The 23,522-nt window shown below is 68.7% G+C and carries 20 protein-coding genes; 3 read left to right on the top strand and 17 right to left on the bottom strand.

Annotated elements, in window-relative coordinates:
- Window positions 1-14: 14 nt before the first annotated feature.
- The 4 genes from MFF24_RS12910 to MFF24_RS12895 form a co-directional block, all read right to left on the bottom strand.
- Window positions 15-317: a hypothetical protein gene (locus MFF24_RS12910; protein WP_108940032.1), complete on the bottom strand. Its 303-nt coding sequence runs from the start codon at window positions 315-317 to the stop codon at window positions 15-17.
- A complete protein-coding gene (locus tag MFF24_RS12905; protein WP_238224791.1) occupies window positions 314-2,632 on the bottom strand; it encodes an FdhF/YdeP family oxidoreductase in 2,319 nt (772 codons plus the stop codon). Before MFF24_RS12905 ends, MFF24_RS12910 begins: the two co-directional genes overlap by 4 nt.
- 330 nt (window positions 2,633-2,962) lie before the next feature.
- Complete coding sequence (locus tag MFF24_RS12900; RefSeq protein WP_238224790.1) at window positions 2,963-4,039, bottom strand: quinone-dependent dihydroorotate dehydrogenase; 1,077 nt, start codon at window positions 4,037-4,039, stop codon at window positions 2,963-2,965.
- Entirely contained in the window at window positions 4,036-4,386 is a 351-nt protein-coding gene (locus tag MFF24_RS12895; protein ID WP_238224789.1) for a DUF952 domain-containing protein, read from the bottom strand. Before MFF24_RS12895 ends, MFF24_RS12900 begins: the two co-directional genes overlap by 4 nt.
- 213 nt (window positions 4,387-4,599) lie before the next feature.
- On the opposite strand from MFF24_RS12895, the gene MFF24_RS12890 reads away from it, so the two are divergent.
- On the top strand, window positions 4,600-5,232 hold the full coding sequence (locus MFF24_RS12890; protein ID WP_108940036.1) for a S24 family peptidase: 633 nt from the start codon (window positions 4,600-4,602) through the stop codon (window positions 5,230-5,232).
- 65 nt (window positions 5,233-5,297) lie between these two features.
- On the opposite strand, the gene MFF24_RS12885 is transcribed toward MFF24_RS12890, so the two are convergent.
- The 9 genes from MFF24_RS12885 to MFF24_RS12845 all read right to left on the bottom strand — a co-directional run bounded on the left by MFF24_RS12885 (window position 5,298) and on the right by MFF24_RS12845 (window position 13,865).
- A complete protein-coding gene (locus MFF24_RS12885; protein WP_108940037.1) occupies window positions 5,298-5,627 on the bottom strand; it encodes a DUF6949 family protein in 330 nt (109 codons plus the stop codon).
- A 153-nt stretch (window positions 5,628-5,780) separates the two neighbouring features.
- On the bottom strand, window positions 5,781-5,996 hold the full coding sequence (locus MFF24_RS12880; RefSeq protein ID WP_017485459.1) for a DUF3126 family protein: 216 nt from the start codon (window positions 5,994-5,996) through the stop codon (window positions 5,781-5,783).
- A 139-nt stretch (window positions 5,997-6,135) separates the two neighbouring features.
- A complete protein-coding gene (gene cysE / locus MFF24_RS12875) occupies window positions 6,136-6,996 on the bottom strand; it encodes a serine O-acetyltransferase (protein ID WP_108940038.1) in 861 nt (286 codons plus the stop codon).
- Between the two features lie 259 nt (window positions 6,997-7,255).
- Window positions 7,256-8,203 (bottom strand): helix-turn-helix transcriptional regulator, encoded by a 948-nt coding sequence (locus MFF24_RS12870; protein WP_283214497.1) that lies wholly within the window; start codon window positions 8,201-8,203, stop codon window positions 7,256-7,258.
- Window positions 8,204-8,446: 243 nt separating this feature from the next.
- A complete protein-coding gene (locus MFF24_RS12865; protein ID WP_308445601.1) occupies window positions 8,447-10,072 on the bottom strand; it encodes an ABC transporter substrate-binding protein in 1,626 nt (541 codons plus the stop codon).
- Complete coding sequence (locus MFF24_RS12860; protein WP_238224788.1) at window positions 10,069-12,360, bottom strand: sensor histidine kinase; 2,292 nt, start codon at window positions 12,358-12,360, stop codon at window positions 10,069-10,071. Before MFF24_RS12860 ends, MFF24_RS12865 begins: the two co-directional genes overlap by 4 nt.
- A gap of 121 nt (window positions 12,361-12,481) precedes the next feature.
- Window positions 12,482-12,685 carry a hypothetical protein gene (locus tag MFF24_RS12855; RefSeq protein ID WP_133089410.1) on the bottom strand — a complete coding sequence of 68 codons (204 nt, stop codon included), beginning with the start codon at window positions 12,683-12,685 and terminating at the stop codon, window positions 12,482-12,484.
- An 11-nt stretch (window positions 12,686-12,696) separates the two neighbouring features.
- Complete coding sequence (locus MFF24_RS12850; protein ID WP_238224786.1) at window positions 12,697-12,936, bottom strand: hypothetical protein; 240 nt, start codon at window positions 12,934-12,936, stop codon at window positions 12,697-12,699.
- Between the two features lie 173 nt (window positions 12,937-13,109).
- Window positions 13,110-13,865: a response regulator gene (locus tag MFF24_RS12845; protein ID WP_238224784.1), complete on the bottom strand. Its 756-nt coding sequence runs from the start codon at window positions 13,863-13,865 to the stop codon at window positions 13,110-13,112.
- A 412-nt stretch (window positions 13,866-14,277) separates the two neighbouring features.
- On the opposite strand from MFF24_RS12845, the gene MFF24_RS12840 reads away from it, so the two are divergent.
- Window positions 14,278-16,104 (top strand): ATP-binding response regulator, encoded by a 1,827-nt coding sequence (locus MFF24_RS12840; protein ID WP_238224783.1) that lies wholly within the window; start codon window positions 14,278-14,280, stop codon window positions 16,102-16,104.
- 217 nt (window positions 16,105-16,321) lie between these two features.
- On the opposite strand, the gene MFF24_RS12835 is transcribed toward MFF24_RS12840, so the two are convergent.
- Window positions 16,322-17,062: an SDR family NAD(P)-dependent oxidoreductase gene (locus MFF24_RS12835; RefSeq protein ID WP_238224782.1), complete on the bottom strand. Its 741-nt coding sequence runs from the start codon at window positions 17,060-17,062 to the stop codon at window positions 16,322-16,324.
- 208 nt (window positions 17,063-17,270) lie between these two features.
- Here MFF24_RS12835 and MFF24_RS12830 point away from each other — a divergent pair, with 208 nt between their 5' ends.
- The gene (locus tag MFF24_RS12830; protein WP_238224781.1) at window positions 17,271-18,170 is read left to right on the top strand and encodes an AraC family transcriptional regulator; all 900 of its coding nucleotides are present in this window, start codon (window positions 17,271-17,273) and stop codon (window positions 18,168-18,170) included.
- Between the two features lie 129 nt (window positions 18,171-18,299).
- Here MFF24_RS12830 and MFF24_RS12825 read toward each other — a convergent pair whose 3' ends face one another.
- From MFF24_RS12825 to MFF24_RS12815, 3 genes are all read right to left on the bottom strand, one after another.
- A complete protein-coding gene (locus tag MFF24_RS12825) occupies window positions 18,300-19,028 on the bottom strand; it encodes a Crp/Fnr family transcriptional regulator (RefSeq protein ID WP_108940046.1) in 729 nt (242 codons plus the stop codon).
- Window positions 19,029-19,110: 82 nt separating this feature from the next.
- The gene (locus MFF24_RS12820; RefSeq protein ID WP_238224780.1) at window positions 19,111-20,301 is read right to left on the bottom strand and encodes a PepSY-associated TM helix domain-containing protein; all 1,191 of its coding nucleotides are present in this window, start codon (window positions 20,299-20,301) and stop codon (window positions 19,111-19,113) included.
- 148 nt (window positions 20,302-20,449) lie between these two features.
- Window positions 20,450-22,633 (bottom strand): TonB-dependent siderophore receptor, encoded by a 2,184-nt coding sequence (locus tag MFF24_RS12815; protein WP_238224779.1) that lies wholly within the window; start codon window positions 22,631-22,633, stop codon window positions 20,450-20,452.
- Window positions 22,634-23,522 lie beyond the last annotated feature (889 nt).

The following is a 23,522-nucleotide window of genomic DNA, read 5'->3' as shown; positions in this document are numbered from 1 at the left end:
GCTCTCGCCGGAGTTCAGGCGGCGAGCGCCGTCAGCATCGCGCTGCCCGTCGCACTCGCTGCGTAGCGGGTGCGCTGGGTGCGTCCATCGCGGGCGGTCACGGTGAGGAGGGATTCGCCGGAAAGCCCCTCCACCGCGCGCAGCACCAGGGCGTGCTCGACGCCGAAGATGCGGGCGAAGCTGCGGCTGTCCGCGGCGAGGCCCAGATGCAGGCCGGCGAGGATGCCGGCCTCCAGCAGGCTCAGTTCCGGACGCAAGGCCGCAATCGTGTCGGTCGCGGCCAGGAAGGTCTCGGCGTCGGCGGCGGGCTCGCTCACGCGGCCTTGCCCACGTCATTCGCGGCGCGGGCGCGCACCTGAACCAGCACCGACTTCGAGGTCGGCGTGTCCGAGAACTCCCCGAAGGCCGAGAGCGGCACCAGCACGTTGAGTTCCGGATAGTAGCCGGCAAGCGAACCGCGCGGCATGTCGAAGGGCACGAGGCGGAAATCCTCCGCCACCCGCTCGATGCCGTCCTCAGCGTGGACGCAGACGAGATCGACCCGCTCGCCCGCCCGCGCCTTCAGCTCGGCGAGGTCGTCCGGATGGGCGAACACGACGCGGCGCTCGCCGTAGACGCCGCGATAGCGGTCGTCGAGGCCGTATATCGTGGTGTTGTACTGATCGTGGCTGCGGAAGGTCTGGAGCACGAAGGTGTCGCCCTGCCGGCTCGCGCGCTGGTGCTCGGTCGCCACCGGCAGAGGGCCGCTGGAGAAGCCCGCCCGCCCGGTCGCCGTCTCGAACACGCGCTCGGCGGCGAGGTTGCGCAGCATGAAGCCGCGGGGACGGCGCACTCGCGTGTTGAAGCCGTCGAATCCCGGGATCGTCCGCTCGATGAGGTCGCGGATGAGGTCGTAATCGTCAGCGAGCCCGGCCCAGTCGATCCGCTCCGAGCCCACCGTCGCCGCGGCCATGCCGGCGATGATGCCGATCTCCGAGCGCAGATGCGGGGAGGCCGGCTTGTTGATGCCGCCCGAGCCGTGGACCATGCTCATCGAATCCTCGACGGTCACGATCTGCACCTTGCCCCGGCTGTTGCGGTCGATCTCGGTGCGGCCGAGGCAGGGCAGCAGGTAGGCGACCCGGCCTGGCACGAGATGCGAGTGGTTGAGCTTCGTCGCGATGTGGACGGTGAGCTCGCAGCCCGCCAGCGCCTTCTCCACCAGCCGCGTGTCGGGCGTGGCGCGCACGAAATTACCCCCTAAGCCGATGAAGGCTTTGGACGAGCCGTCGAGCATCGCGCCGATGGCGCCGAGCACGTTGTGGCCGTGCTTTCGCGGCATGGTGAGGCCGAACGCTCGGTCGAGCGCTTCGAGAAGCGCGGCCGGCGGCTTCTCGTTGATGCCGACGGTGCGGTCGCCCTGCACGTTGGAATGGCCCCGCACCGGGCACAGGCCCGAGCCGGGCCGGCCGATATGACCGCGCAGGAACAGCAGGTTGGCGATCTCGCGGATCGTCGCCACCGAGTGGCGGTGCTGGGTCACGCCCATCGCCCAAGTCGCGATCACCTTCTCAGCACCGAGATAGACGTCGGCCGCGGTCTCGATGTCCTCGCGGGTCAGACCCGATTGGTCGAGGATCGCCTCCCACGCCGTCGCCTCGACCGCCGCGCGGTACTCGTCGAAGGCGCTGGTATGGGCGGCGATGAAGGCGTGGTCGAGAAGCGAGGGCTTGCCCGCCGCGAGCGCCGCCGTGTCGCGGGCGAACACCACTTTGGCGATGCCGCGGAAGGCGGCCATGTCGCCGCCGGGCTTGGGCTGGTAATAGTGGCTGGCGATCGGGTGGCTCGCCCCGCGCAGCATCTCGACGCTGTTCTGCGGGTCGGCGAAGCGCTCCAGCCCGCGCTCGCGCACGGGATTGAGCACCACGACGCGCGCGCCGCGCTCGGCGGCCCGGCGCAGGTCGCCCAGCATGCGCGGATGGTTGGTGCCGGGGTTCTGCCCGACGACGAAGATCGCGTCCGCCCGCTCGAAGTCTTCGAGCAGCACCGTGCCCTTACCGATGCCGATGGCCTGAGTCAGCGCGATGCCGCTCGCCTCGTGGCACATGTTCGAGCAATCGGGGAAGTTGTTGGTGCCGTAGGCGCGGGCGAAGAGCTGGTAGAGGTAGGCGGCCTCGTTGGAGGCGCGGCCGGAGGTGTAGAACTCGACGCGGTCGGGATGGTCGAAGCCGCGCAGCGTTGCGCCGATCTCGGCAAACGCCTCCTCCCATTCCACGGGGCGGTAGGTGTCGCTCTGCGCGTCGTAGCGCATCGGGTGGGTGAGGCGACCCTCGCTCTCCAGAGCGTAGTCGGTCCAGCCGCGCAGCTCCGTGACCGGATGCTTGGCGAAGAAGCGCGGCGTCACGCGCTTGTCAGTGGCCTCCCACGAGACCGCCTTCACGCCGTTCTCGCAGAACTCGAACGACGAGCCGTGGGCCGGGTCGCCCCAGGCGCAGCCGGGGCAGTCGAAGCCGTCGGGCTGGTTGGCGCTGAGCAGGGCTCGCGCCCCAGAGAGCGGAGCGCGGCTGCCCAACAGGAACTTGCCGCAACTCTTCAGCGCGCCCCATCCGCCCGCGGCGGAAGAGCGCTTGGGTAAGCCTTGCGAACGGTCCATCCGAGAGCCCGGTCTTCGCGATGTGGGAGATGTTGTGGACGATCCGCGCCCGCCGTCTCGCCCCCTGGCGGGTGAGCGGTTTCGGATGCCTGGATCGAGACGTAACATCTCGCAGATGCGAGTGGATGCGTGGCCGTTGATGGGGGAGGTATTCGTTGTGCGCAGAGCAATTTAACTCAATTCCAGAAGGTGCCTATTTCTGGAATGGCTCAAGGGTTCATCTCGTCGAGAGGGCGAACGAGCGACTTGGAAATTTGATGCGTTGCAACAAAGTGCAGTGCGCAGAAAACTGCATTGTGTCCGCGCTCGGATGGTGGGGCGCGGGGCGGTTCACGCGCCCTGCGCGAGGTCGGCCGCGTCCCGCCCGACCACCGGTTCGAGGCTCGTCAGCCCTTCCGCCCGAAGCCGCTGGCTCAGGCCGCGCTTGATCGTGCCGACGAGCCCCGGCCCCTCGTAGACGAGGGCGGAGTAGAGCTGGACGAGGCGCGCGCCGGCCCGGATCTTGGTCCAGGCGGCCTCGGCCGAATCGATCCCGCCGACGCCGACCAGCGGGATCCGGTCGCCGACGCGCAGATAGGTCTGCGCGAGAAGCCGCGTCGCCGGGCCGAAGAGCGGCCGGCCGGACAGGCCGCCGGTCTCCTTCGCGATGGTGGATTCCGTAAGGCTGGCGGGCCGCGCGATCGTGGTGTTCGAGACGACGAGGCCCTGGATGCCGCGCCGGAGCGCCGTCGCCGTCATGGCGTCGAGCCCCTCGAGGGCGATGTCGGGCGCGATCTTGAGCAGCACCGCCGCTCTCGATCCGCTTTCGTCGCGGGCGGCGACCACGCGGGCGAGCAGGTCGTCGAGGAACGCCTCGCCCTGAAGATCGCGCAGGCCCGGCGTGTTGGGCGAGGAGACGTTGACGGTGATGAAGGCGACGTGCGGGGCGAGCCGCGCGGTGCAGGCGACGTAGTCGGCGAGCCGGTCCGCCGATTCCTTGTTGGCCCCGATATTGACGCCGACGATGCCCTCCCGGCCTTCGCGGGCCTTGAGCCGGTCGGCCACCGCGTCGAGCCCCTCGCTGTTGAGGCCGAAGCGGTTGATCACCGCCCGGTCGCCGGGGAGCCGGAACACCCGGGGGCGCGGATTGCCGGGCTGCGGCCGTGGCACCACGCCGCCGACCTCGACGAAGCCGAAGCCGAGGCCCAGAAGTGCGTCGGCCACCCGCGCGCCCTTGTCGAAGCCGGCGGCAAGGCCGACCGGGTTGGGGAAGCGCCGCCCGAACACCTCGACGGCGAGCGCCGCGTCGTCGGCCGGCGGCCGGCGCGGCGGCAGCAGTGAGAGGCCGCGAATCGTCAGGTCGTGCGCCGTCTCGGCGTCGAGCCCGTGCAGCAGCGGCCGGGCGAGGGGGAAAAGCGCGTCGATCATGCCGGCACGATCTCCGCCGGGAAGACGTGCCGTCCCTCTGGATCGAGGGGGAGGGCGGTCACGGAGCGCACGGCGCTCAAGGGAAGGTCGCCGTAGAGGTGCGGGAACAGCGCGCCGCCCCGCGACGGCTCGAACCGCAACGCCGGCCCGAGGTCGTCACCCTCGACCGCCACGAGGAGCAGGTCGTCCTGTCCGGCGAAATGGCGGGCGGCGGTCTCGACGACTTGGTCGGCGGTCGAGAAGTGGATGAACCCGTCGGCGTGATCGACGGGCGCACCGGTGAAGCGGCCGAGCGCCTCGGCGTTCCGCCAGAGGTCGCGCGGACAGATCTTGTAGACGAGGGCCATCCGGTCTCCGGGGGTCGATCTTCCGGAGCGATAGAACGCGCGCTTCCCCGCGGCAACCGATGCCGGATACGGGGTGCCACGTCTTCACCGCTTGCCGTTCAGATGCGACACTCGCCTCTCCGGATGCTCCGATTGCGTCCGGGTTCGGCGGGTTCTAGTTTCCTAACTTTAGGCCGTATGTCTCAACGGCACACGCGCCGGTCTGAGGCCGCTATGCTGTCGCACGAGCAGATCTGGACTGCGATCGACCGGTTGGCCGAGCGCCACGGCTTCTCCGCGTCGGGCCTCGCCCGACGTGCGGGCCTCGACGCCACGAGCTTCAACCGCTCGAAACGCGTCGGGCCCGACGGGCGCAAGCGCTGGCCCTCCACCGAATCGATCGCGAAGGTGCTCGCGGCCACGGGCGCCAGCCTCGACGACTTCCTGCATCTCGTCGATTCCGGGCAGGCGCCGGCCCGCACGATGGTGCCGCTGGTCGGCCTGACGCAGGCCGGATCCGGCCGCCTGTTCACCGAGGAGGGAATTCCGACGGGCGGCCCCGGCTGGGACGAGATCGAGTTTCCCGATCTCGGCGATGACCACGCCTTCGCCTTGGAGGTGCAGGGCGATTCGATGCTGCCGCTCTACCGCGACGGCGACGTGCTGATCGTTGCCCCCAATGCCGGCATCCGCAAGGGCGACCGGATCGTCGCCCGGCTCACCAACGGCGAGGTGCTGGCCAAGGAGCTGCGCCGCCGCACCGCGCGGACCATCGAGCTGGCCTCGCTCAACCCCGACCACGAGGATCGCATGGTGCCGCTCGCCGACGTCGCCTGGATGGCGCGGGTGATGTGGGTGCGTCAGTAACCGAGAGCATCGTCCCGAAAGGCGGCCGCCGGATTTCGCGAAAAAGACGATGCACGCGAGCGCGGTTACAGTCCGGCCAGCCGATGGGCCATGCCGAGGGCGATCTGGCCCGAGAGCAGGCTCCAGCCGCAGGCGATCATCGTCGCGATCATCACGAAGGGTATCGGCCGATGCTCGAAGCGGCGGCCCCGCAAGGTGTTGCGCAAGATGATGAAGGGCGCGACCACCGCGATCATCGGCAGGGCGACCAAGGCGGTGACGCCACCGGCTTCGAGCAGGCGGAAGCTCGCGCGCCGGTTCGTGGCATATTCGAAGGCGCTCGCGAGCAGCCCCGCCAGCGCGAGGCCGACAATGAGCGCCTGGATGGCTTCGAGGGAAGACGGGCTCAGGGTCATGACGCGACGCTCCTTCTCAGGATGTGACGCGCAGTCTGACCGAAGGTTTACGTCTTGTTAAGAAAGAGGTTTCGTTAACGCTAACGCCGCCCACAGGCGGGAAAGCCCGGGACGGCGTCGGAATCGATATCCGTGATCGGGACGAGGCGAGCCTCAGGCGTCCTCTTCGAGGTCGATGTCGAGAATCGCCATGCGGAAGGTGAAGGAATCGTCGCCGTCCTCCTTGTCGTCGGCGAGCACGCCGATCGACTCGTCGCCGATGAACACCTCGGCGGAATCACCGGTCTTCATCGCGACGACGCGGATATTGGCGTTGGCGAACTTGCGGCGCAGGTAGTCCTGCAGCTTGGCGACTTCGGTCTTGGTCACGCCGTCAACCTTCTTGCGAGGCGGTGCGCGCCGGGACGTAGGGTTCCGGCGGCAGCGCTGAGGGGGCTTCGGATGGTGGCCGGCGGCTTGCCACGTCGCGGGTGGGCAGGCAACCCAGCGGGAAAGCGACAGGCCGGATTCAGATCCCGCCGGCGATGTCGACGAACTCGCTCATCGCCACGAGTTGATCCATCGAGCGAGCGGGCTCGGCGCAGCCGGCGGCTCCCACGACGCGCGCCGGCACGCCGACGACGGTGGTATGCGGCGGCACCGAGCGGAGCACGACCGAGCCCGCCGCGACGCGGGCGCAGGCCCCGACCTCGATGTTGCCGAGGATCTTGGCGCCCGCGCCGATCATCACGCCGCGGCGGATCTTCGGGTGGCGGTCGCCGCCATGCTTGCCCGTGCCGCCCAGCGTCACCGCGTGCAGGATTGAGACGTCGTCCTCGATCACAGCGGTGGAGCCGACGACGAGGCCGGTGGCGTGATCGAAGAACACTCCGCGCCCGATCCGGGCGGCCGGGTGGATGTCGGTCTGGAACACCTCCGAGGACCGGCTCTGGAGGTAGAGTGCGAGGTCGCGCCGGCCCTGGCCCCAGTACCAGTGGGCGAGGCGGTGCGCCTGAATCGCGTGGAAACCCTTGAAGTAGAGCAGCGGCTCGATCGCCCGCGTGGTCGCCGGGTCGCGGTCCATGACGGCGAGGATGTCGGCGCGCATGCTCTGGCCAATATACGCATCGTCCTGGAGCGCCTCGTGGAAGCCGTGGGCGACGAGTTCGGTCGAGAGCGAGGCGTGGCCGAGTCGCGTGGCGACGCGGTGAGCCACCGCCGCTTCGAGGCTCGGATGGTTGAGGATGGTCGCCACGAAGAACGAGGCGAGTTGCGGCTCGTCGCGCACCACCGTCTCCGCCTCGGTGCGCACGCGCGTCCAGAGCGGATCGACGATTCCGGCGATCCCTTCGCGCCCGGAGGCCGGGCTGAGCGACGGACTGGCGGACATGCATTCCTCCTCGACAGCGCGGGCTGTCCATTCGGCCTCTGGGCCGCGATGCGGTGCGCGGCCGGCAGAGCATTGGCGACTCGACACCGGGGCGGAACCGATTGTCCCGGCTGAACCGAGAAAGTGGATACGACCCGTATCGCGCGGGCGGCAAGCGGGAGAAGAGTCTTCGCCCAGCCGGGGCAGGCTCTACAGCTTGGTGTTGCCCGCCGCCGCATCAAGAGGTCGAGCCAGACCCTGCGGCGGATCGCGCCGTCGCTTACGCGATGGGGCGCTTGCCGCCGTTGTCGTGGCCGCTGAAGCGATCTTCGATCACCTCGATCAGGCGTGCGGCCATGGTCTCGACCGGGACGTCGGAGGTGTCCACCGTGGCCGAGGCGCGGGCATAGAGCGGCTCGCGGCTAAGCAGGACGGCGCGCAGGTCTTCGAGCACGGAGGTGGGGTCACCCTTGCCCTCGACATGGCCCTGGTCGCGCACCCGCTGCAGATGCTCCTCGGGCCGGGCCTGGAGCCAGATGGTGTAGAAGGAGGAGAGGAGCAGGTCGTAGGTCAGCGGTTCGGCGACGATGCTGCCGCCGGTGGCGAGCACCATCGGGCCCGGCTGCTCGGCGAGGCCGCGAAGCGCCTTCTGCTCCAAACGACGGTAACCTTCCTGGCCGTAGATCGCGAAAATCTCGCGGACCGACAGGCCGTTCTCGCGCTCGATCTCCGTGTTGAGCTCCACGAAGCGCCAGCCGAGATGGGCGGCCGCCATCCGGCCGAGCGTCGATTTGCCGGCGCCGCGCAGGCCCACCAGAGCCACGCGCCGCCGGACTGTCTGCACATCCGCGCCGGTCGAGCCCGCGAGCGCCGCCTTAGCCAAGGCGATCTGGTCCGGGTTCGCCTGTTCGAGCAGGTCGCGGATGACGCGCCAGTCGGGGGAAGCCTCCTGGCTCGAGACGAGATCGTCGAGCCGCATGCCCATCGCGTTGGCGACACGCCGCAGCAGGATGATCGAGACGTTGCCCTGGCCGCTCTCGAGCTGGGCGATGTAGCGCTCGGACAGGCCGGAGGCCTGCGAGAGCAGCTTGCGCGACAGCCCCCGCACCGTCCGGGCATGGCGTACCCGCCGGCCGAGCTCATTGAGGAAACTCGCCTCTTGTTCGGCCGGGTCGGTCATGACCTCGCTCACCTCATCGTCCTTTCCGACGCCCGCCTCGATCCGCATCCCTGTCGGGTCCCCCTGACGAGGCCCCCACCTGTCGTCCGGCGCACCCCCGTTCGTCCAGTCATCCGGCCGGACGACACCCGCTGCAACGCGCGAGCCAGAGCGCACGCCATGGCGGAGAAGGCGCACATCTGGATATCGGTAGGCCGCAGCGCAACCCGCCTTGCAAGCGTGGCATCCATGCACACTCGCCAGTGGATAATATATGATATGCCGCAATGCGAGATATGGCACTGCAAAACATTACTCCGCCAACGTCACGCCTTCGAACAGGGTGCGCCCGAGCGGATCAGCCCGGAAGCCGTTGACCGTGCTTCGGACCGCCATGTGAACGACGGTGTGGGCGAGCGGCACCCAGGGGGCGGCCTCGCGGAAGCGGGCCTGCGCGTCCCGGTAGAGCCGGGTGCGGATCCCGCGGTCGTCGGTGCGTCGAGCGGCCTGGACCGCCGCATCGTATGCGGGATCGCACCAGCGGGCGAGGTTGGCACCGCCCGGCGCCGCCGCCCGGCAGCCGAGCAGCACGTTCATGAAGTTGTCCGGGTCGCCATTGTCGCTGGTCCAGCCGTAGAGCATCATCGTCGGCTCGCCGCCGTAGAGCGCCGCCCGGTAGGCGGTCCAGTCGCGGGTGGTCAGCCGGGCGCGGATGCCGATGCGGGCAAGGTCGGCGCGGATCATATCGGCCACGCGCCGTCCGTTGGGATTGTAGGGGCGGCTCACCGGCAGGAACCAGAGATCGGTCTCGAAGCCCTCGGCAAAGCCGGCCTCGGCGAGCAGTCGCGCCGCGGCCTCGCGGTCGAAGACGGTCTCGGGCAGGTCGCGGTGGAAGGCCCAGCTCGTCGGCGGCAGCGGGTTGTGCGCCACCGTGCCGGCCGGCCCGTAGACGGCCTCGACGATGGCGCGGCGGTCGATGGCAAGGCTGACGGCGCGGCGCACCCGCGGATCGCTCATCGGCGGGCGCGCGGTGTTGAGGGCGAGATAGGCGACGTTCAGTTCCTCACCCGAGACCAGCGTGAGATCGGGATCGGCCCGCACCGCCTCGACATCAGCGGTGCCGGGGAACGCCATCACGTGGCACTCGCCCGCCTTGAGCTTGGTCAGCCGCACCGCGGTGTTCGGCGTGATCGAGAATACGAGCGCGTCGACCGCGCCCGCCCCGGCTTCGGCCGGCTGGCGCCAGTAGTCCGGGAAGCGGCGATAGCGCAGGGCCACGTCGGGGCGGTAATCGACGAAGCGGAACGGGCCGGTGCCGACCGGCGCGCGGGCGAGCACCTCCGGCGTTCCCCGGCGCGCGAGATGCTCGGCATATTCCGCCGACAGGATGGCGCCGAAGGCCTGGGCGAGGTTGGGCAGGAAGGTCGCGTCCGGCTCTTTCAGCCGGAAGCGGATCCGGCGCTCGTCGAGCCGCTCGATCCCCTTGATCAGGCCGGCGAGGCCGAGATCGCGGAAGTAGGCGAAATCGCCGCCGACCCCGTGATAGGGGTGGTCCGGCTTCCACTGGCGAAGAAAACTGAACAGCACGTCGTCGGCGTTGAGCGCGCGGCTCGGCGTGAAGCCGGGCTGGGCATGGAAGCGCACGCCCGCCCGCAGGGTGAAGTCGTAGGTCCGTCCCTCGTCGGAGACCTGCCATGATTCGGCGAGCGCCGGCCGCAGATCGGTGGTGCCGGGGGCGAACTCGACGAGGCTGTTGAACAGCTGCCACGTCGCGCTCATCGCCGTCGTCGTGGTGACGAGGCCGGGATCGAGGGATTCCGGGTTGCCCTCGGAGCAGTAGACCAGGGTGCGCGCCTGTCCCGTCGACGCGCCCGCCAGGAGGGCGGCCGCGGCAACAACGGCGGCCAAGAGGGCCGCGGGGCGAGCGCGGCGTCTCACGGCGCCTGCACCCCGGCGGGCCGGCGGGCCGCGCCCGGCCGCTCGGCCTCGCCGGGCGTCCTCGGGAATTCGAGCCGCACGCGGGTGCCCCGGCCCGGCTCGCTCTCGACGGCGATGCGGCCCTGGAGCTTGGCCGTCACGAGGTTGTGCACGATGTGCATGCCGAGTCCGGTGCTGCCGCGGGAGCGGGCGGTGGTGAAGAACGGGTCGAAGATCCGCCCGAGATGCTCCGGCGCGATGCCGCTTCCGTCGTCGCCCACCTCCAGCCGCACCAGGGATCCGGCCTGCGAGACCCGCACCGTGATGGTGCCGGGCCGCCGGGCCGCGGCGAAACCGTGCACCACGGCGTTGGCGACAAGGTTGGTGACGATCTGCGCCAGCACGCCGGGATAGGTATCCACGACGATGCCCGACGGGACGTCGCGCTCGATCCTGTGGCCGCCCTTGCGCAGCATCGGCTGGAGGCTCGCCAGCAGCTCGCCGAGCCAGACATCGAGATCGAAGCGGCGGCGCTCGTCGCTGGCCCGGTCCACCGCCACCTGCTTGAAGCCGTGGACGAGGTCGGCGGCGCGGGTCAGGTTGGCGCAGAGCAGTTGCGTCCCTTCCCCGACCCGGTCGACGAAATGGGTCAGGCGCGAGCGCGAGAGCGTGCCCGCGGCGACGAGGCCCTGGAAGGTCCGCGTCTCGTCGCGCACCAGCGTCGCGGTGGTGAGCGCGATGCCGAGCGGCGTGTTGATCTCGTGGGCGACGCCGGCCACGAGCTGCCCCAGCGAGGCGAGCTTCTCCGCGCGGATCAGGTCGTCCTGGGCCTGATGGAGGTTGTGCAGGGCGTGGTCGGCCTGGTCCTTGGCCCGCCGCAGCGCCCGTTCGCGCCGGCCGATCTCGGTCACGAAGAAATTCGTCGCGCGGGCGATGTCGCCGAGTTCGTCGGTGCGCTGCGTGCCGGAGAGCCCCTCCGCCTTCGGATCGGCGGCCAGCGCGATCATGTCGCCCTGAAGCTGGCGCAGGGGCACGAGGATCGAACGGGCCACCGCCAGCGCGACGAGCGCGCCGAGCAGCAGGCCGACGGCCGCCCCGGCGAGGAGGAGTTGGCCGAGGAAGGTGCCGAACCGGTCGGCATCCTCGAGCGCGTCGTCGTTCAGCGCGCGGGCGGCCTCGCTCAGGCCGGCGGCGAGGCCGTCCATCTCGGCGATCATCGCGTTCTGCCGCTTGAGCCCGTCGACGGTGGTGGCGAGCCGCGCCCGCCAGCCGTCGATGGCCTCGATCATGTCGGACTGGATCAGCGGCGAGATCGGCAGGGCGGAGGCGCTCGCCGAGAGCCGCTCGCCCTCGCCGAGCATGGCGGAGACGGCCTCTGCGTCCCGTCGCGCCAGCGCCTCGGCGGTGCGCTGGCCGAGCTTGAGCGTCGTGATGCCGATGTTCTGCGTCGCTTGGCCCGTCGCGTTGGCCTCGCCGGCATAGGCGAGGAGCTGCGCCACCTCGTCGTCGAGCGTGCGCTGCTCGGAGGTCACGATCTTGAGCAGGTGCTCGCCCCATTCGGTCAGCCGGTCGCCCGCGGCCGAATCGAGCGCCGTGTCGAGGGCGGTCCGGCGCTCGGCCTCCGCGGCCTCGATCTCGCGGGAGGTGGCGCGCAGCGCCGCGGCGAGGTCGCGGCCGGCATGGACGAGGCGGGTGCGCTCGGCGCGCTCCGTCTCCGGTGACGCGCCGCGTGACCGGCCGAGGGCGAGCTGCCACGCGGCGGCCAGCACGGCGTTGAGCCCCGTCACCGCGTCCCGCGTGGCGCGCAGCCGGTTCACCTTCCCCGTCAGCGTCCAGGCGAGATCGACGTTCGAGGCCTGCTGGCGCTGGCGGGCCTGCTCGGCGAGGTCGGTCAGCCGGCTGGCGCGCCGGCCCATCTCGGCGATGAGGCCGTCATTCTCGCGGGCGACCGCGGAGAACTCGCGCATCCGCGCCACGTAAAGGTCGAGGGATTGGCGCGCCGCGGCGGCCCGCTCGGCCTGTCGCCGGGTGCGGGCCTGCCCCTGAAGTGTCTCCAGACCGTTCCCGGCCCCGCCGGTCAGGTCGAAGAACCGCGTCGCGATCGCGTCGCGCTCGTCGGGACGGGCGGCGACGAAGTCGTCGCGTACGGACCGCGCCTGGATCAGGTCGTGGTAGACGCGGGCAGCGAGCAGTGCGCCGGCGCGGGCGCGCTCGCCCTGGGCGAGCAGGAACCAGCCCGCCGCCGCGATGGCCGCGGCGACGAGGATCGGGACACCGCCGACCAGGGCAATCTTCCGGCCGACCCGCATCCTCGCCCCGTCGCGGGCTCCCTCGGGAGCGTCCTTCCTCGGAGCGGGATCGTCGCCGGAAACGCGTCTCCCGACAAGGGCCTCGCCCCGTTCCCGGTGGGGACAGCATCCGAAGGCGCTCTCACACCCCCGCCAGATCCGTCCGGCGCCGGCGGCGCACCGGCGCCCCTCGGCCGCCGGAGGTGCCGAAGCGGCCCTCCTTGGTCGGCGTCGACGGCACGGTCCGGCCGTCGCGGCCACCCTGTTGGCGCCCGTGCAGGATCTCCCGCAGCTTGGCCAGCGCTTCCGGCGAGGCCTCCAGGCCTTCCTTCGAGAAATGCGGCATGGCGGCCTTCCTCAGCGCCCGGTCAGCGCGATGACGCGCACCTTGCGCCCGTCCGCAGCGCAGGCGGCTGACTGGTAGGGCCAGGCGGCGGTACAGGGCGAGACCGTTGTCGACGGGCGGCTCTCGGGGGCCTTGAGGGCCGGCGCCTCGATCGGCGCCGCGGTCACCGCCGGCTTCGGGCGGGCGGCGGCGTCCGTCGCAGCCAGGCCGGCGACGAGTCCGGCGGACAGCACCGCGCTCACGGCAATCATTGAGACCAATCCCTGCATGACATCCCCCTCGCGGCTTCGCCGTCGTCGATGGAGAAGATTGTAGGGAGGGGGCGTGTCCGGCGTTTTGCGTGCCGGTCACAGGATCACCGGATCAAGGGGCGTTTGTTGCGTCGCGTGCGGCGCCGACGAAACATTCGGCGTCTGCCGTGCGGTCAGTCACCTTCGGGCCGGAAGATGTAGCCCAGGCCGCGCACGGTGCGGATGTAGCGCGGATTGGCCGGGTCCGGCTCCACCTTCTTGCGGATGCGGTTGATTCGCACGTCGATCGCCCGGTCGAACGCGTCCGGATCGCGGGCATCGGCGAGGTCGAGCAGCCGCTCGCGAGACAGCGCCCGCTTCGGATGGTCGGCGAAGGCCTTGAGCAGATCGAATTCCGAGCGGGTCAGCGGCTGCTCCATGCCGGCATCATCGCGCAGGCGCAGGGCGTCGAGTTCGAGCCACTTCGTTCCGAACCGGATCGTTCGCGATGGGGTCTCCGGTGAGGCGGCCGGCGCAGAGGCTGGAGAAGAAGCTGGAGCAGGGGCCGGCGGCGTGCCTTGCGCCCGCCGCAGCACCGAGCGCACGCGGGCAACAAGTTCGCGCAGCTCGCAGGGCTTGGGCAGGTAGTCGTCCGCGCCAAGTTCGAGCCCCACCACCCGGTCGATCGGGCTCGCGGTCGCCGTCAGCATGATGATCGGGATTGGGCTTCGCGCCTTGAGGTCCCGCACGATGGAGAGGCCGTCCTCTTCGGGCATGTTGAGGTCGAGCACGATCAGGTCCGGCGTGCGGATCTGCAGATGCGCCCGCAGCGCCCGGCCGCCCTCGCACAGGGTCACGTCGAACCCGTGCAGGCGCAGATATTCGCCGACCATGGCGCGGGCATCTGCCTCGTCGTCGACGACGGCGATGTGGGGGCCGGTCGGCGTCATGGGCGGCCGCCCATGCACGTGATTGAAGACATGCACGTGACTGAAGACATGCGCGTGGATGAAGAGAAACCTGCCGTCACCTCGATGATCCCTCGAATCGAAAAGCGTGGGCCCGGCCGGACTCGACAGCTTTCGCTCTCACCATGCCCGATCGAATCGGACTTGGCGACGCCACCGGGGCGGCCATCAACGGCTCTTACGGAGCGGGTGACAGCGGCCTCGGGCGCGATCATTGAAGCCGCTCGACGCAGGCCGGTGAGAGATGTGTTGAGACCATCGACCTTTCGCTAAGATTTCTTCGCAAGTTCCGGATAAACATCGACGTGTGTGCTTTCGAACGGCAACATCGCACGCGCCGCTGCACCAAGAGCGACGAGAGAGCGCTCGTGACGCCGGTGCGGTCGGCAGATGCATGCGGGTGGCCTCGAAGAGCGCGAAAGGCCTTCATGCGATGAACGACGCGACCGACGACGATTGGCTCGAACTCATTCCCGACGAGGTGGCGGAGACTCCGGCCCGCGCCGGCGCCTGGACGATCGCGGTGATCGACGACGATCCGGCCGTCCACGAGGGCACCCGCTACGCGCTTGCCGGATACAGCCTCGACGGGCGGGGCCTCGACATCCTTTCCGCCCATTCGGCCCAGGAGGCGCGGGCGCTGCTGGCGGAGCGGCGCGACGTCGCCATCGTGCTCCTCGACGTGGTGATGGAGACCGACGATGCTGGCTTGCGGCTCGTCGACTACATCCGCCGGGAGTTGAGGGAGGAAACCGTCCGCATCATCCTGCGCACGGGTCAGCCGGGGCAGGCGCCGGAGCGGCGCGTCATCGTCGATTACGACATCAACGACTACAAGGCGAAGACCGAACTCACCGCCGACAAGCTCTTCACCAGCCTCACCGCGGCGCTCCGGGCCTATCAGCAGCTCCGGCGGCTCGACGAGACCCGGCGCGGGCTTGAGATCATCATCGACGCCGCGCCGATGCTGCTCGACCACAAGTCGATGCAGCGGTTGGCCGAAGGCGTGCTGACCCAGGTCGCCTCGCTCCTCAACGTCGATTGCGCCGGCATCCTCGTCCTGCGCGAGGACGAGCGGGACCACAAGCGCGAGGGCGGCTTCAGCGTGCTCGCCGGCTCGGGGCTCTACGGCGGCTATGTCGGCCGCGATCCCGGCTGGCCGCTCGATCCCGGCATCCAGCCCCTGGTCGAGCAGGCCTTCGCCGCGCGCCGCCACAGCTTCGGCGACGGTCTCTCCACGCTCTACGTGCAGACCGCGAGCGGCAGCGAGATCGTCGCGCTGATCGACACCGACCGCCCGCTCTCCGACACCGACCGGGCGCTGATTACCCTGCTGGCAGGACGCCTCTCGGTCGCCTTCGACAACGTGATCCTCTACGAGCGGCTGCAGCGCGCCAACGTCACCCTGGAACAGCGGGTGGTCGAGCGCACCGCCGAGCTGATCCGCGCCAACCGCCGCCTCGACATGCAGCGCTCGGACCTGCGGCGGGCCAACAGCCTCAAGACCGAGATCCTGGGCACCATCGCCCACGACCTGAAGAACCCGCTCTCGGTGATCCTCGGTCGCTCCGAGATGCTGACCGACCTGATCGGTCTCGATTCGGGCGAGCCGTCCGGCTCGGAGCAGGCACGCACCGCGATGCGGACCCAGGTCGATCACATCCGCACCTCGGCCACGCGCCTGATCGACATGATCGACAGCCTCATGGCCGATGCCATGAACGATGCCCTCGACATCACCCTGCGACGCGAGCCCGTCGATCTGGCCGGTCTCGCCCGCGAGGTCTGCGAGGCCAACCGGCCGATCGCCGATTCGAAGGGCCAGAGCCTGACCCTGAATCTCGCCGCGCCGCTCCATCTCTGCGGCGATGCCGAGCGGCTGCGCGAGGCGTTCGACAACCTCGTCTCGAACGCGATCAAGTATTCCTATCCCGGCGGCGCGATCACGGTGAGCGTGCGGGAGGAGGGCGGCGACTATGTCTGCGCGGTGGCCGATCAGGGCCCAGGCCTGTCCCCGGAGGATGCTGGCCGCCTGTTCGGCCGCTACCAGCGCCTCTCAGCCAAGCCCACCGGCGGCGAAGGCTCGACGGGGCTCGGTCTCTCCATCGTCAAGCGTATCGCTGAACTCCACGGCGGCCGCGCCGAGGCGTTCTCCGACGGGCCGGGACGGGGGGCCGTCTTCTCGATGCGGTTTCCGAAGGAGACGGTGGGATTGGTGTAGAGGGCTGAATTCGGTGCTTGGGACACGCCCGTAAGATCGGTTGAGGGCGGGGAGCTGCCCTCGACGCCGCGCTCGTAAGCGGACATCTGATGGGTGTGAGCAACTTGACCACCGGCCAACAGTTCAAATAACCGGATGATATTCTGTTGAAGGCGTCGCAGGCGCGGCAGCGAAAAAATAACTCTTTTACGGTCCAGAGCGCCTGCAACATCGACTTCTACAGGTGCATGCCGCCGCTGACTTGGATGACCTGCCCGGTGATCCAGCCGCCTTCCGGGGACGCCACCCAGGTTACCGCCCGCGCGATCTCGTCCGGCGTTCCCATTCGTCCGAGTGCCGTTGCAGCATTGATGCCTGCCATAATCTCAGGGTTGTCCCTGACGCTGCTCACGAATTCTGTGTCCGTTGCGCCCGGGGCAATTGCATTGACCCTGATGCCGCGCGGACCAAGTTCGGCCGCGAGAGAGCGAGTGAAGCTGTTCACTGCGGACTTTGACATCCCATAGGCGAGGTAGGCCGGGTAAGCCGCGATGGACACCATCGACGAGATATTGACGATGGAAGCGCCACTGTTCAGACGCGGCAGGATTGCCTTGGTCAGGAAGAAGATGCCTTTAACGTTGGTCGAGAAGACACTGTCGAAATCCTCCTCGCTGGTGTGATCGATCGTGTAGCCGCGCGCGATGCCCGCGTTATTGACGAGGATATCGAGGCCGCCTGCGCATTCGCCCGCCAGCTTCTCGATATCACTGGTCTTGCTCAGATCGGCCTGCACGCTTCTGGCCTTGCCCCCTGCCGTCGTGACGAGACGGACCGTTTCCTCAGCCCTGTCATGACCACTTCCATAGTGAACGACAATCTCCGCGCCCGCAGCAGCAAGGTGCTGGGCGATGGCGCGCCCAATGCCCCCCGAAGCGCCTGTGACAAGCGCAGTCTTACCTGAAAGACTTACAGACATATCAGTGATTTACCGAGAGTAATGCCTGATGAGGCGGGATAGACACTCAGGACGGGTTACCGGCCGGTCTTCGGCAGACCGTAAAACCTACGTCCGTTGAGCAAGGGTTAGACGACCTGCGTGCGCCTTGCCTGCCCGATAGGCTCACTTTCTTGCCCGATCGTCTCAGTCTCTATTCCCAGAGGACAAGCGATGTCATAGTTCGACGATGACTGACGCTCTCGCGCCCCATCTCGGCATCGTGCATCGTCACGCACCGCCGGGGCTGACCCTGACCTCGATCCCACGGCTGGAAATCCGTGTGGGCCACGAGACCGACGCCAAGGGTTTGCCCCTGTACCGCTCGATGGTCTGCTTCATTCTTCAGGGTTCGAGGTATGTGGCGATCAACGACGATCCTCGTCGCTACGATGCCGAGCATTACATCATCAGTGCAATCGAATTGCCGCGTATCGGACCAGTCGTCGACACCGGGGGTGGCCAACCCTACATTGTGGCGTCCCTGGTTCTGGACCTCGGCCTGCTAGCCGAGGTCGCCTCCATCGTACCGCCGGGGTCGAGCACCGCACCTTCGAGCGAGGGCGTTACGATCAATCCGATCACACGGCCGCTGCGCGATACCTTATTGCGCCTGCTGTCGCTGCTCGACACCCCGGACGACATCCCAGGTCTAGCTCCCATGGTAGAGAGGGAACTGCTCTATCGTCTCCTGCAGGGGCCACAGGGACGAGTGCTGCGCCAGATTGCTCGACCCGAGGGGGCACTGAGCCAAATACGCAGGGCTGTTGATTGGATACGGGACAATTCGAACGCTCGCTTGCGCATCGGGGCGCTCTGCGACGCAACCGGCATGAGTCGAGCAAGTTTGCACCGCCACTTTCTCGCGATGACAGGTCTCACCCCGTTACAGTATCAGAAGCAGATTCGTTTGATAAATGCGAGGCATTTGCTGCTCGGCGGCGATCACCGCGCGTCTGATGTGGCGTTTTCGGTCGGCTACGAAAGTGCATCGCAGTTCAGTCGTGAATATTCTCGGCAGTTTGGCGCACCGCCAGCGCGCGATGTTCGGCAGATCAGGCAGACAATCAGCAATCCGACCTCCTCTTGAACATGAAGCGGCTCGCATTCGCTGCCTGGAAGCGGACCTTCCCACAGCCTGCGAAGAGTCGAAAGCAGCCCTTGGCAGAGGATACCAAGCGTCAGGTTCGGTCCACTGGGAGGCGGCCGTCATGCGCCCTCAGGCGGAGGAGGCCGCCGTCCGCCGAAATGGCCCGATCAGGCACTCGTACGCGGCTTCCGCCGGACCGTAGCTGTTTCCCGCGAGATCGCAGAGCATCCCGCGGTCGCGCACGATGATCAGCGCGCGCCTGGCCTGGATCGCGCCGTAGCCTTCGAGCGCCTGGATCGCCAGCGTCACGGTGGAGCGCTGGGTTGCCAGCATGATCGACAGGAAGTCGTGGGTGAGCGAGAGTTCGTCGCCCTCCAGCCGGTCATGCGCCATGAGGATCCAGCGGGCCAGACGCTCCTCGACGGTGTAGGCGCCGTTCGACATCGCCGTCTGGCTCACGGTCATCATCACCGTGTGGGTGTAGCGCAGCAGCAGATCGTGCAGGGCTGGACTCCTCCGCAGAGCCTCGCGGAACGTGCCGACCGCCATCCGCAGCCAGGGGCCGCCGACCTGGACCATCAGCTCGTGCGGGGCGCGGTCGGCGTTCAGCACGCTGGCGGTGCTGACCATGCCCTCTTGGCCGAAGCAGCCGACCTCGATTCGCCGCCCCTCGCTCATCACGGCGACGTTCGAGGACAGCCCGGCTTCGGGGAAATAGACGAAATCCAGTGGATGCCCGACGGACCAGAGGATGTCGCCCTTCTGGACCTGAACGCGCTCGAACTGCGGCAGGAGCGGCTCCAGCTCTTCCGGCGGCAGCGCTCGGAGCAGGCGGTTTCCCGTTGATGACACACCCATTTCCGGATCCGATCTCTCTCGACTCCCTGCCAGAACGCCGGCGCGGAACCCGAGTTCGATGATCGCGGCGGGCGCCCAGGCGTTATCCGCCCGCCGACGCCTCGGCCGGCCGGGGCGCACGGCCGGGTGTCCGTCGCCGCCCGGCCCGGCGGCGCAGGGCGAAGAGCGTCAGCCCGGTGGCGAAAAAGCCGGGGAGCGCGAGCGCCGCGAGGCAGAACAGCAGGGCGGCGGGCGCGCCGAAGAAGCGGCCGCGATGGACTTCGAGCATGTTGTCGGCGATGCGCTGGCCGAGGCTCGTATCGGTGGCGCGCTGGTCGCTGAGCGGGACGCCGGTGCGAGCGTCGTAGGTGGCCTCGTTGCGAAGGATCGCATCCGGGGCGTGCCAGCGGATGCGGATCGCCGCCGCCTCCGGTCCCGGCAGGGTAAGCGTCGCGAGGGCGGACGTGCGCGTCGCCGAGAAGTCGGCCCAGGCCGCATCGACCGCCGGGACGCCGTCGGAGTTGCGATCCTCGGACACGCGGTGGGCGGGGCGCGGCTCGGACCGCTCCTTCGGCGCTTGTCCCGTGAGCAGCCACGTCGCGCCCGCGCGATACCCATCGTAGGACCACCACAGGCCCGACAGGGCGGTCACCGCGTAGACCGGCAGCAGCCACGTCCCGGCCACCGCGTGCAGCGACCACCAGCGGGCGCGGCCGGGCCGGGCAAGGTTCGGCCGGAGCCAGACCCGCCAGCCGTGCCGTCCGGGCCAGCGCAGGTATAGTCCGCTGCCGAGGAAAGCGAGCAGCGCGAGGGCGCCGGCGCCGGTGAGTGTGCTGCCCCAGCCCTTGCCCTCGCCGGGGAGCAGCAGCCAGCGGTGCAGCGCCCGCACCGTGCCGAAGAACCCCTCCAACCGCACGGGTCCGAGCACGGTCCCATCGAAGGGGTCGGCGTAGACGGAGGGTGGCCGCTCGCCGCCGGCCCGTGCGCGGGCGAAGCGCGCCACGGCGCTCGGAACGATGCTCCGGCCGGTCTCGCCCGAGAGGGTCAGCGCGGCGACGCGCTGCCCCGGACGCTGCGCCTCGATCCGAGCCGCCAGGGCCGAAGGCGCCAGCGACGCCCGCTCCGGCGCCGCGATCTCTACTCGATCGCGGTTGGCGAAAGTGGTGATTGCCTCCTCGTAGCTCATCAGCGCACCCGTCGCTCCGACCAGCGCAAGCACGAGCCCGGCGGTGAGGCCGAGCGCCCAGTGCAGGCGAAACAGAACGGTGCGGACGGGGGAGAAAGCTGACGGCATGGCGCTCGAAAATAGGATCGTTCGGCTCTCGATCGGCGCGCCTCATACCCAATCCGGTTGATCCCTTCGGGATGGCGGATTGGGTCAACGCTCATGCGCCGCGCGGGCTTGCTGATCCGCTCCCCGCTCTGATCGAGCGGAGACCGGATCAGTAGCGCGCGGTCAGGCTGGCGAGCACCGTGAGGGGTGCGCCGGGCAGGTTGTTGAACTGGTTGAACGGCTGCTCGATGTAGCGCCGGTCGGTGAGGTTGCGGCCGTTCACGGCGAAGCGCCAGGTCGGGTCGATCTCGTAGAACACGGTCGCGTCGAGGCGGGCATAGGCGCCGACCTTGTAGGTGTTGGTGATGTCGCCGAAGCGCTCGCCGACATAGGTGAGGCCGCCGCCGAAGCCGAAGCCTCGCAGGGGACCGCCCTGGAACTGGTAGGTCGACCAGACGCTGGTGCTGAAGACCGGCGCCGCGGGCAGGCGGTTGCCGACCGGGATGAAGCGGTCCCGCGTGACCTCCGCATCGAGGTAGCCGATGCCGCCGATGATCTTCCAGCCCGGCAGGATCTCACCGGCGATGTCGCCCTCGAACCCCTGCGCGCGCTGCTCGCCGGTAATGATCGAGAAGCCGGTATTGACCGGATCGGAGGCGGCCACGTTCGCCCGCAGGATGCGGAACGCGGCCGCACTCACCGTGAGCTGGTCGGGGATCAGGTCGAAGCGGGCGCCGACCTCCACCTGCTCGCCGGTCTCCGGAGGCGGACTTGCCACGTTGAGGACGTTGGCGGTCTGCGGCACGAAGGAGGTGGTGTAGCTGCCGTAGAGCGTGAGCGGCTCCACCGGGCGCCAGACGAGGCCGACCCGCGGCGATGTCCCGGTGAGGTTCTGCTCAGGCGGCCGGTTCGGATTGGCCGGTGTGCGCTGGTAGTAGAGCTGGTCGGCAGTGTCGAACCGCACACCGAGCACGAGTTGCAGGCCGGGAAAGAACTCGATCTGGTCCTGCAGGTAAGCGCCGAACAGGCTGAGCTTCTGCCGCAGGTCGTTCTGCAGCGTCAGCGTGCCGACCTGCGGAACCGAGCCTCGGATCGGGTTGAGGAAGGACACCGAGGTCGCGGCTCCTTGCCTCGTCAGGGGATGACGAAAGCCATCCACGATCTCGAAGCCGGCCAGTGCCGTGTGGCGGAAGCCGAACGGATCGATGAAGCGGCCGACCGCCTCGGTGCGGCTGTCGATGGAGTGGTAGATCGAGTCGCCCTCGGTGAGGCGCCGCGTCACCGTGGTGCCGGCGGCGTTCACGCCTGTCGCCCGGGTTGCGAGGAGATTGAACGCGCCCCACTGGCCGTTGACCGCCTGCCGCAGGGTCAGGTTCTCGTTCACGTCGTGCTCGGCGAGCAGGGTGATCGAGTTCGCTTCGCCGTAATAGCGCGACCACGGCTCGCCGTAGAAGCGGCGGACGTTGTCGAGCGGCACCCGGCCGCGGAAGGCGATCAGGCCCTCGTCGTACTGGCTGTGCTGACGGGTGAATTCGGCGTTGAGATAGACGCGGGTGGATGGATCGGGGGTCCAGACGAAGGCCGGCGCGAAGAAGTGCCGGGAGTTTTCCGGTCCGCCGAAATTGCGGAACGTGGCTTCGTTCTGCGTGCCGAAGCTGAAGCGGGCGGCGAGACCTTCGACGCTCGGGATCGCGCCCGAGACCGATCCTTGGACCCGCCGGAAGGCGAAGGAGCCGCCCTGGACGGTCAGGTCGGCGGACGGGGCGAGGGTCGGCTGACGCGTGACGATGTTGATCAGGCCGCCGGGATCGCCCTGGCCATAGAGCACGGAGGCCGGCCCCTTCAGCACCTCCACGCGCTCGACGTTGGCGAGGTCGCGCTGCGTCGGCTGGAAGGAATTGGCCGGGTTCAGCACCAGCCCGTCGATGGCGTAGGTCTGGGTGCGGAAGCCGCGTAGGATGTAGGTGTCGGAGCGGCCCTGGATGGTGCCGCCGGGCTGGACGTTGCTGACATTGGTGAGCGCGTCTGTGAGGCGGACGCTCTGCTGATCGACCAGAACCTCGCGCGGCACGACCTGGATCGATTGCGGCGTGTCGCGGAGCGCCGTGTCGGTGCGCGTCGCGGTGGCCGAGCGCGTGGCACGGTACCCGACGACGGGCCCGCCCGCCCGCTCGCCGCTGCCCGTGACCGAGAGTTCGGACAAGACCGCCTCGGCGCCCTCCGGAGGGACGGTCTGTGCATGGGCTCCCAGGGGCCAGGACAGAGCGAGGCCAAGAAGGGCACGTGAGCCTGTGATGAGCGCAGCCGATCCCGCTGTGACGGGATGCGGTCTCCCTTGCGCTACGCTGCTCATGGCCGTTCCGATTTGAGAGCAGGCTCCACGGAGCCGGGACGGCGCGTTTACGTATGATAATGCGAGAGCGGCAAGCATACGCGCGCATATTTTGTGTTGAGGGATCACGATAAGATCAGTCGTTGCTGAGAAACAACAAATTATTCCAAGTCTAAGTTGGAACTGAGACCGCTTCAGCTCATGCTGTCTCGTCAACGGTTCGGGATCGGATGGGCTTGGCCGAAAGACCCGTTCTGGCGTCGTCCGACTGGTAGATCCCATTGGTCGAGGAGTCGGAGATGTGTCGATCAGGACGCGATCGTGCGGCGGGAGGATCCGCGCGCAGGTGATGGGCGGAGCGAATTGGCCAGCGCGATCGGGGGACGTCGTTGTCCGAGCTACACGCGCCCCGATGAGGCATTGAGCGTGTTGATTGAGATATAAATGCCTGTTTTCGTTCTTTGAGATAAGTATCCCATTATTTGAGATCTTTTGTGACCTGGATGATCGTTCTCCGCTTCGGGATTTAGGTGGCGGGAAAGCCCGCTGCCCTTTGATGATCGCATTGTCGGCACGACCGGCGCCTCGCGCGATCAGCATTCAGCATGTCCCCCGAGATCACGCTCCCGATTGCCATCCGCCTGAACGCGCGCGGGCGGCCCGTCTCCGCTGAGACGGATCGCACCGTGCCTGGGATGCCGCGTCGGGGGCGCCCGCCCCTCCTGTCCGGCCTTGGCCTCAACATCCCGGGCGCGATCCGGTGAATGCCGTCCATCAACCTGTGCACGACGCAACGGCATCACGTCCGGCGCAACGCGCAGCGTGAGGTTGAACCCTGCGCGAGCTCCAGAGCGTCTTCCGACGAAGTGGATGCCGGTTCGTCGGAAGAAAGCGCGCCAAAGCAGAAGCT

Origin of the sequence: Methylorubrum aminovorans (genome assembly GCF_022179725.1) — a bacterium.
GTDB classification, from domain to species: Bacteria; Pseudomonadota; Alphaproteobacteria; order Rhizobiales; family Beijerinckiaceae; genus Methylobacterium; species Methylobacterium aminovorans.
Note: the sequence above shows the minus strand (reverse complement) of the source record. Positions and strands in the feature narration are given on the sequence as shown.

Bases quoted from the DNA above. Each gene is read 5' to 3' on its own strand.
- MFF24_RS12905 (WP_238224791.1), bottom strand. From the start codon at position 2,632: ATGGACCGTTCGCAAGGCTTACCCAAGCGCTCTTCCGCCGCGGGCGGA.
- MFF24_RS12900 (WP_238224790.1), bottom strand. From the start codon at position 4,039: ATGATCGACGCGCTTTTCCCCCTCGCCCGGCCGCTGCTGCACGGGCTC.
- MFF24_RS12895 (WP_238224789.1), bottom strand. From the start codon at position 4,386: ATGGCCCTCGTCTACAAGATCTGTCCGCGCGACCTCTGGCGGAACGCC.
- MFF24_RS12890 (WP_108940036.1), top strand. From the start codon at position 4,600: ATGCTGTCGCACGAGCAGATCTGGACTGCGATCGACCGGTTGGCCGAG.
- MFF24_RS12885 (WP_108940037.1), bottom strand. From the start codon at position 5,627: ATGACCCTGAGCCCGTCTTCCCTCGAAGCCATCCAGGCGCTCATTGTC.
- cysE (WP_108940038.1), bottom strand. From the start codon at position 6,996: ATGTCCGCCAGTCCGTCGCTCAGCCCGGCCTCCGGGCGCGAAGGGATC.
- MFF24_RS12870 (WP_283214497.1), bottom strand. From the start codon at position 8,203: ATGCGGATCGAGGCGGGCGTCGGAAAGGACGATGAGGTGAGCGAGGTC.
- MFF24_RS12860 (WP_238224788.1), bottom strand. From the start codon at position 12,360: ATGCGGGTCGGCCGGAAGATTGCCCTGGTCGGCGGTGTCCCGATCCTC.
- MFF24_RS12855 (WP_133089410.1), bottom strand. From the start codon at position 12,685: ATGCCGCATTTCTCGAAGGAAGGCCTGGAGGCCTCGCCGGAAGCGCTG.
- MFF24_RS12850 (WP_238224786.1), bottom strand. From the start codon at position 12,936: ATGATTGCCGTGAGCGCGGTGCTGTCCGCCGGACTCGTCGCCGGCCTG.
- MFF24_RS12845 (WP_238224784.1), bottom strand. From the start codon at position 13,865: ATGACGCCGACCGGCCCCCACATCGCCGTCGTCGACGACGAGGCAGAT.
- MFF24_RS12840 (WP_238224783.1), top strand. From the start codon at position 14,278: ATGCGGGTGGCCTCGAAGAGCGCGAAAGGCCTTCATGCGATGAACGAC.
- MFF24_RS12835 (WP_238224782.1), bottom strand. From the start codon at position 17,062: ATGTCTGTAAGTCTTTCAGGTAAGACTGCGCTTGTCACAGGCGCTTCG.
- MFF24_RS12830 (WP_238224781.1), top strand. From the start codon at position 17,271: ATGACTGACGCTCTCGCGCCCCATCTCGGCATCGTGCATCGTCACGCA.
- MFF24_RS12825 (WP_108940046.1), bottom strand. From the start codon at position 19,028: ATGGGTGTGTCATCAACGGGAAACCGCCTGCTCCGAGCGCTGCCGCCG.
- MFF24_RS12820 (WP_238224780.1), bottom strand. From the start codon at position 20,301: ATGCCGTCAGCTTTCTCCCCCGTCCGCACCGTTCTGTTTCGCCTGCAC.
- MFF24_RS12815 (WP_238224779.1), bottom strand. From the start codon at position 22,633: ATGAGCAGCGTAGCGCAAGGGAGACCGCATCCCGTCACAGCGGGATCG.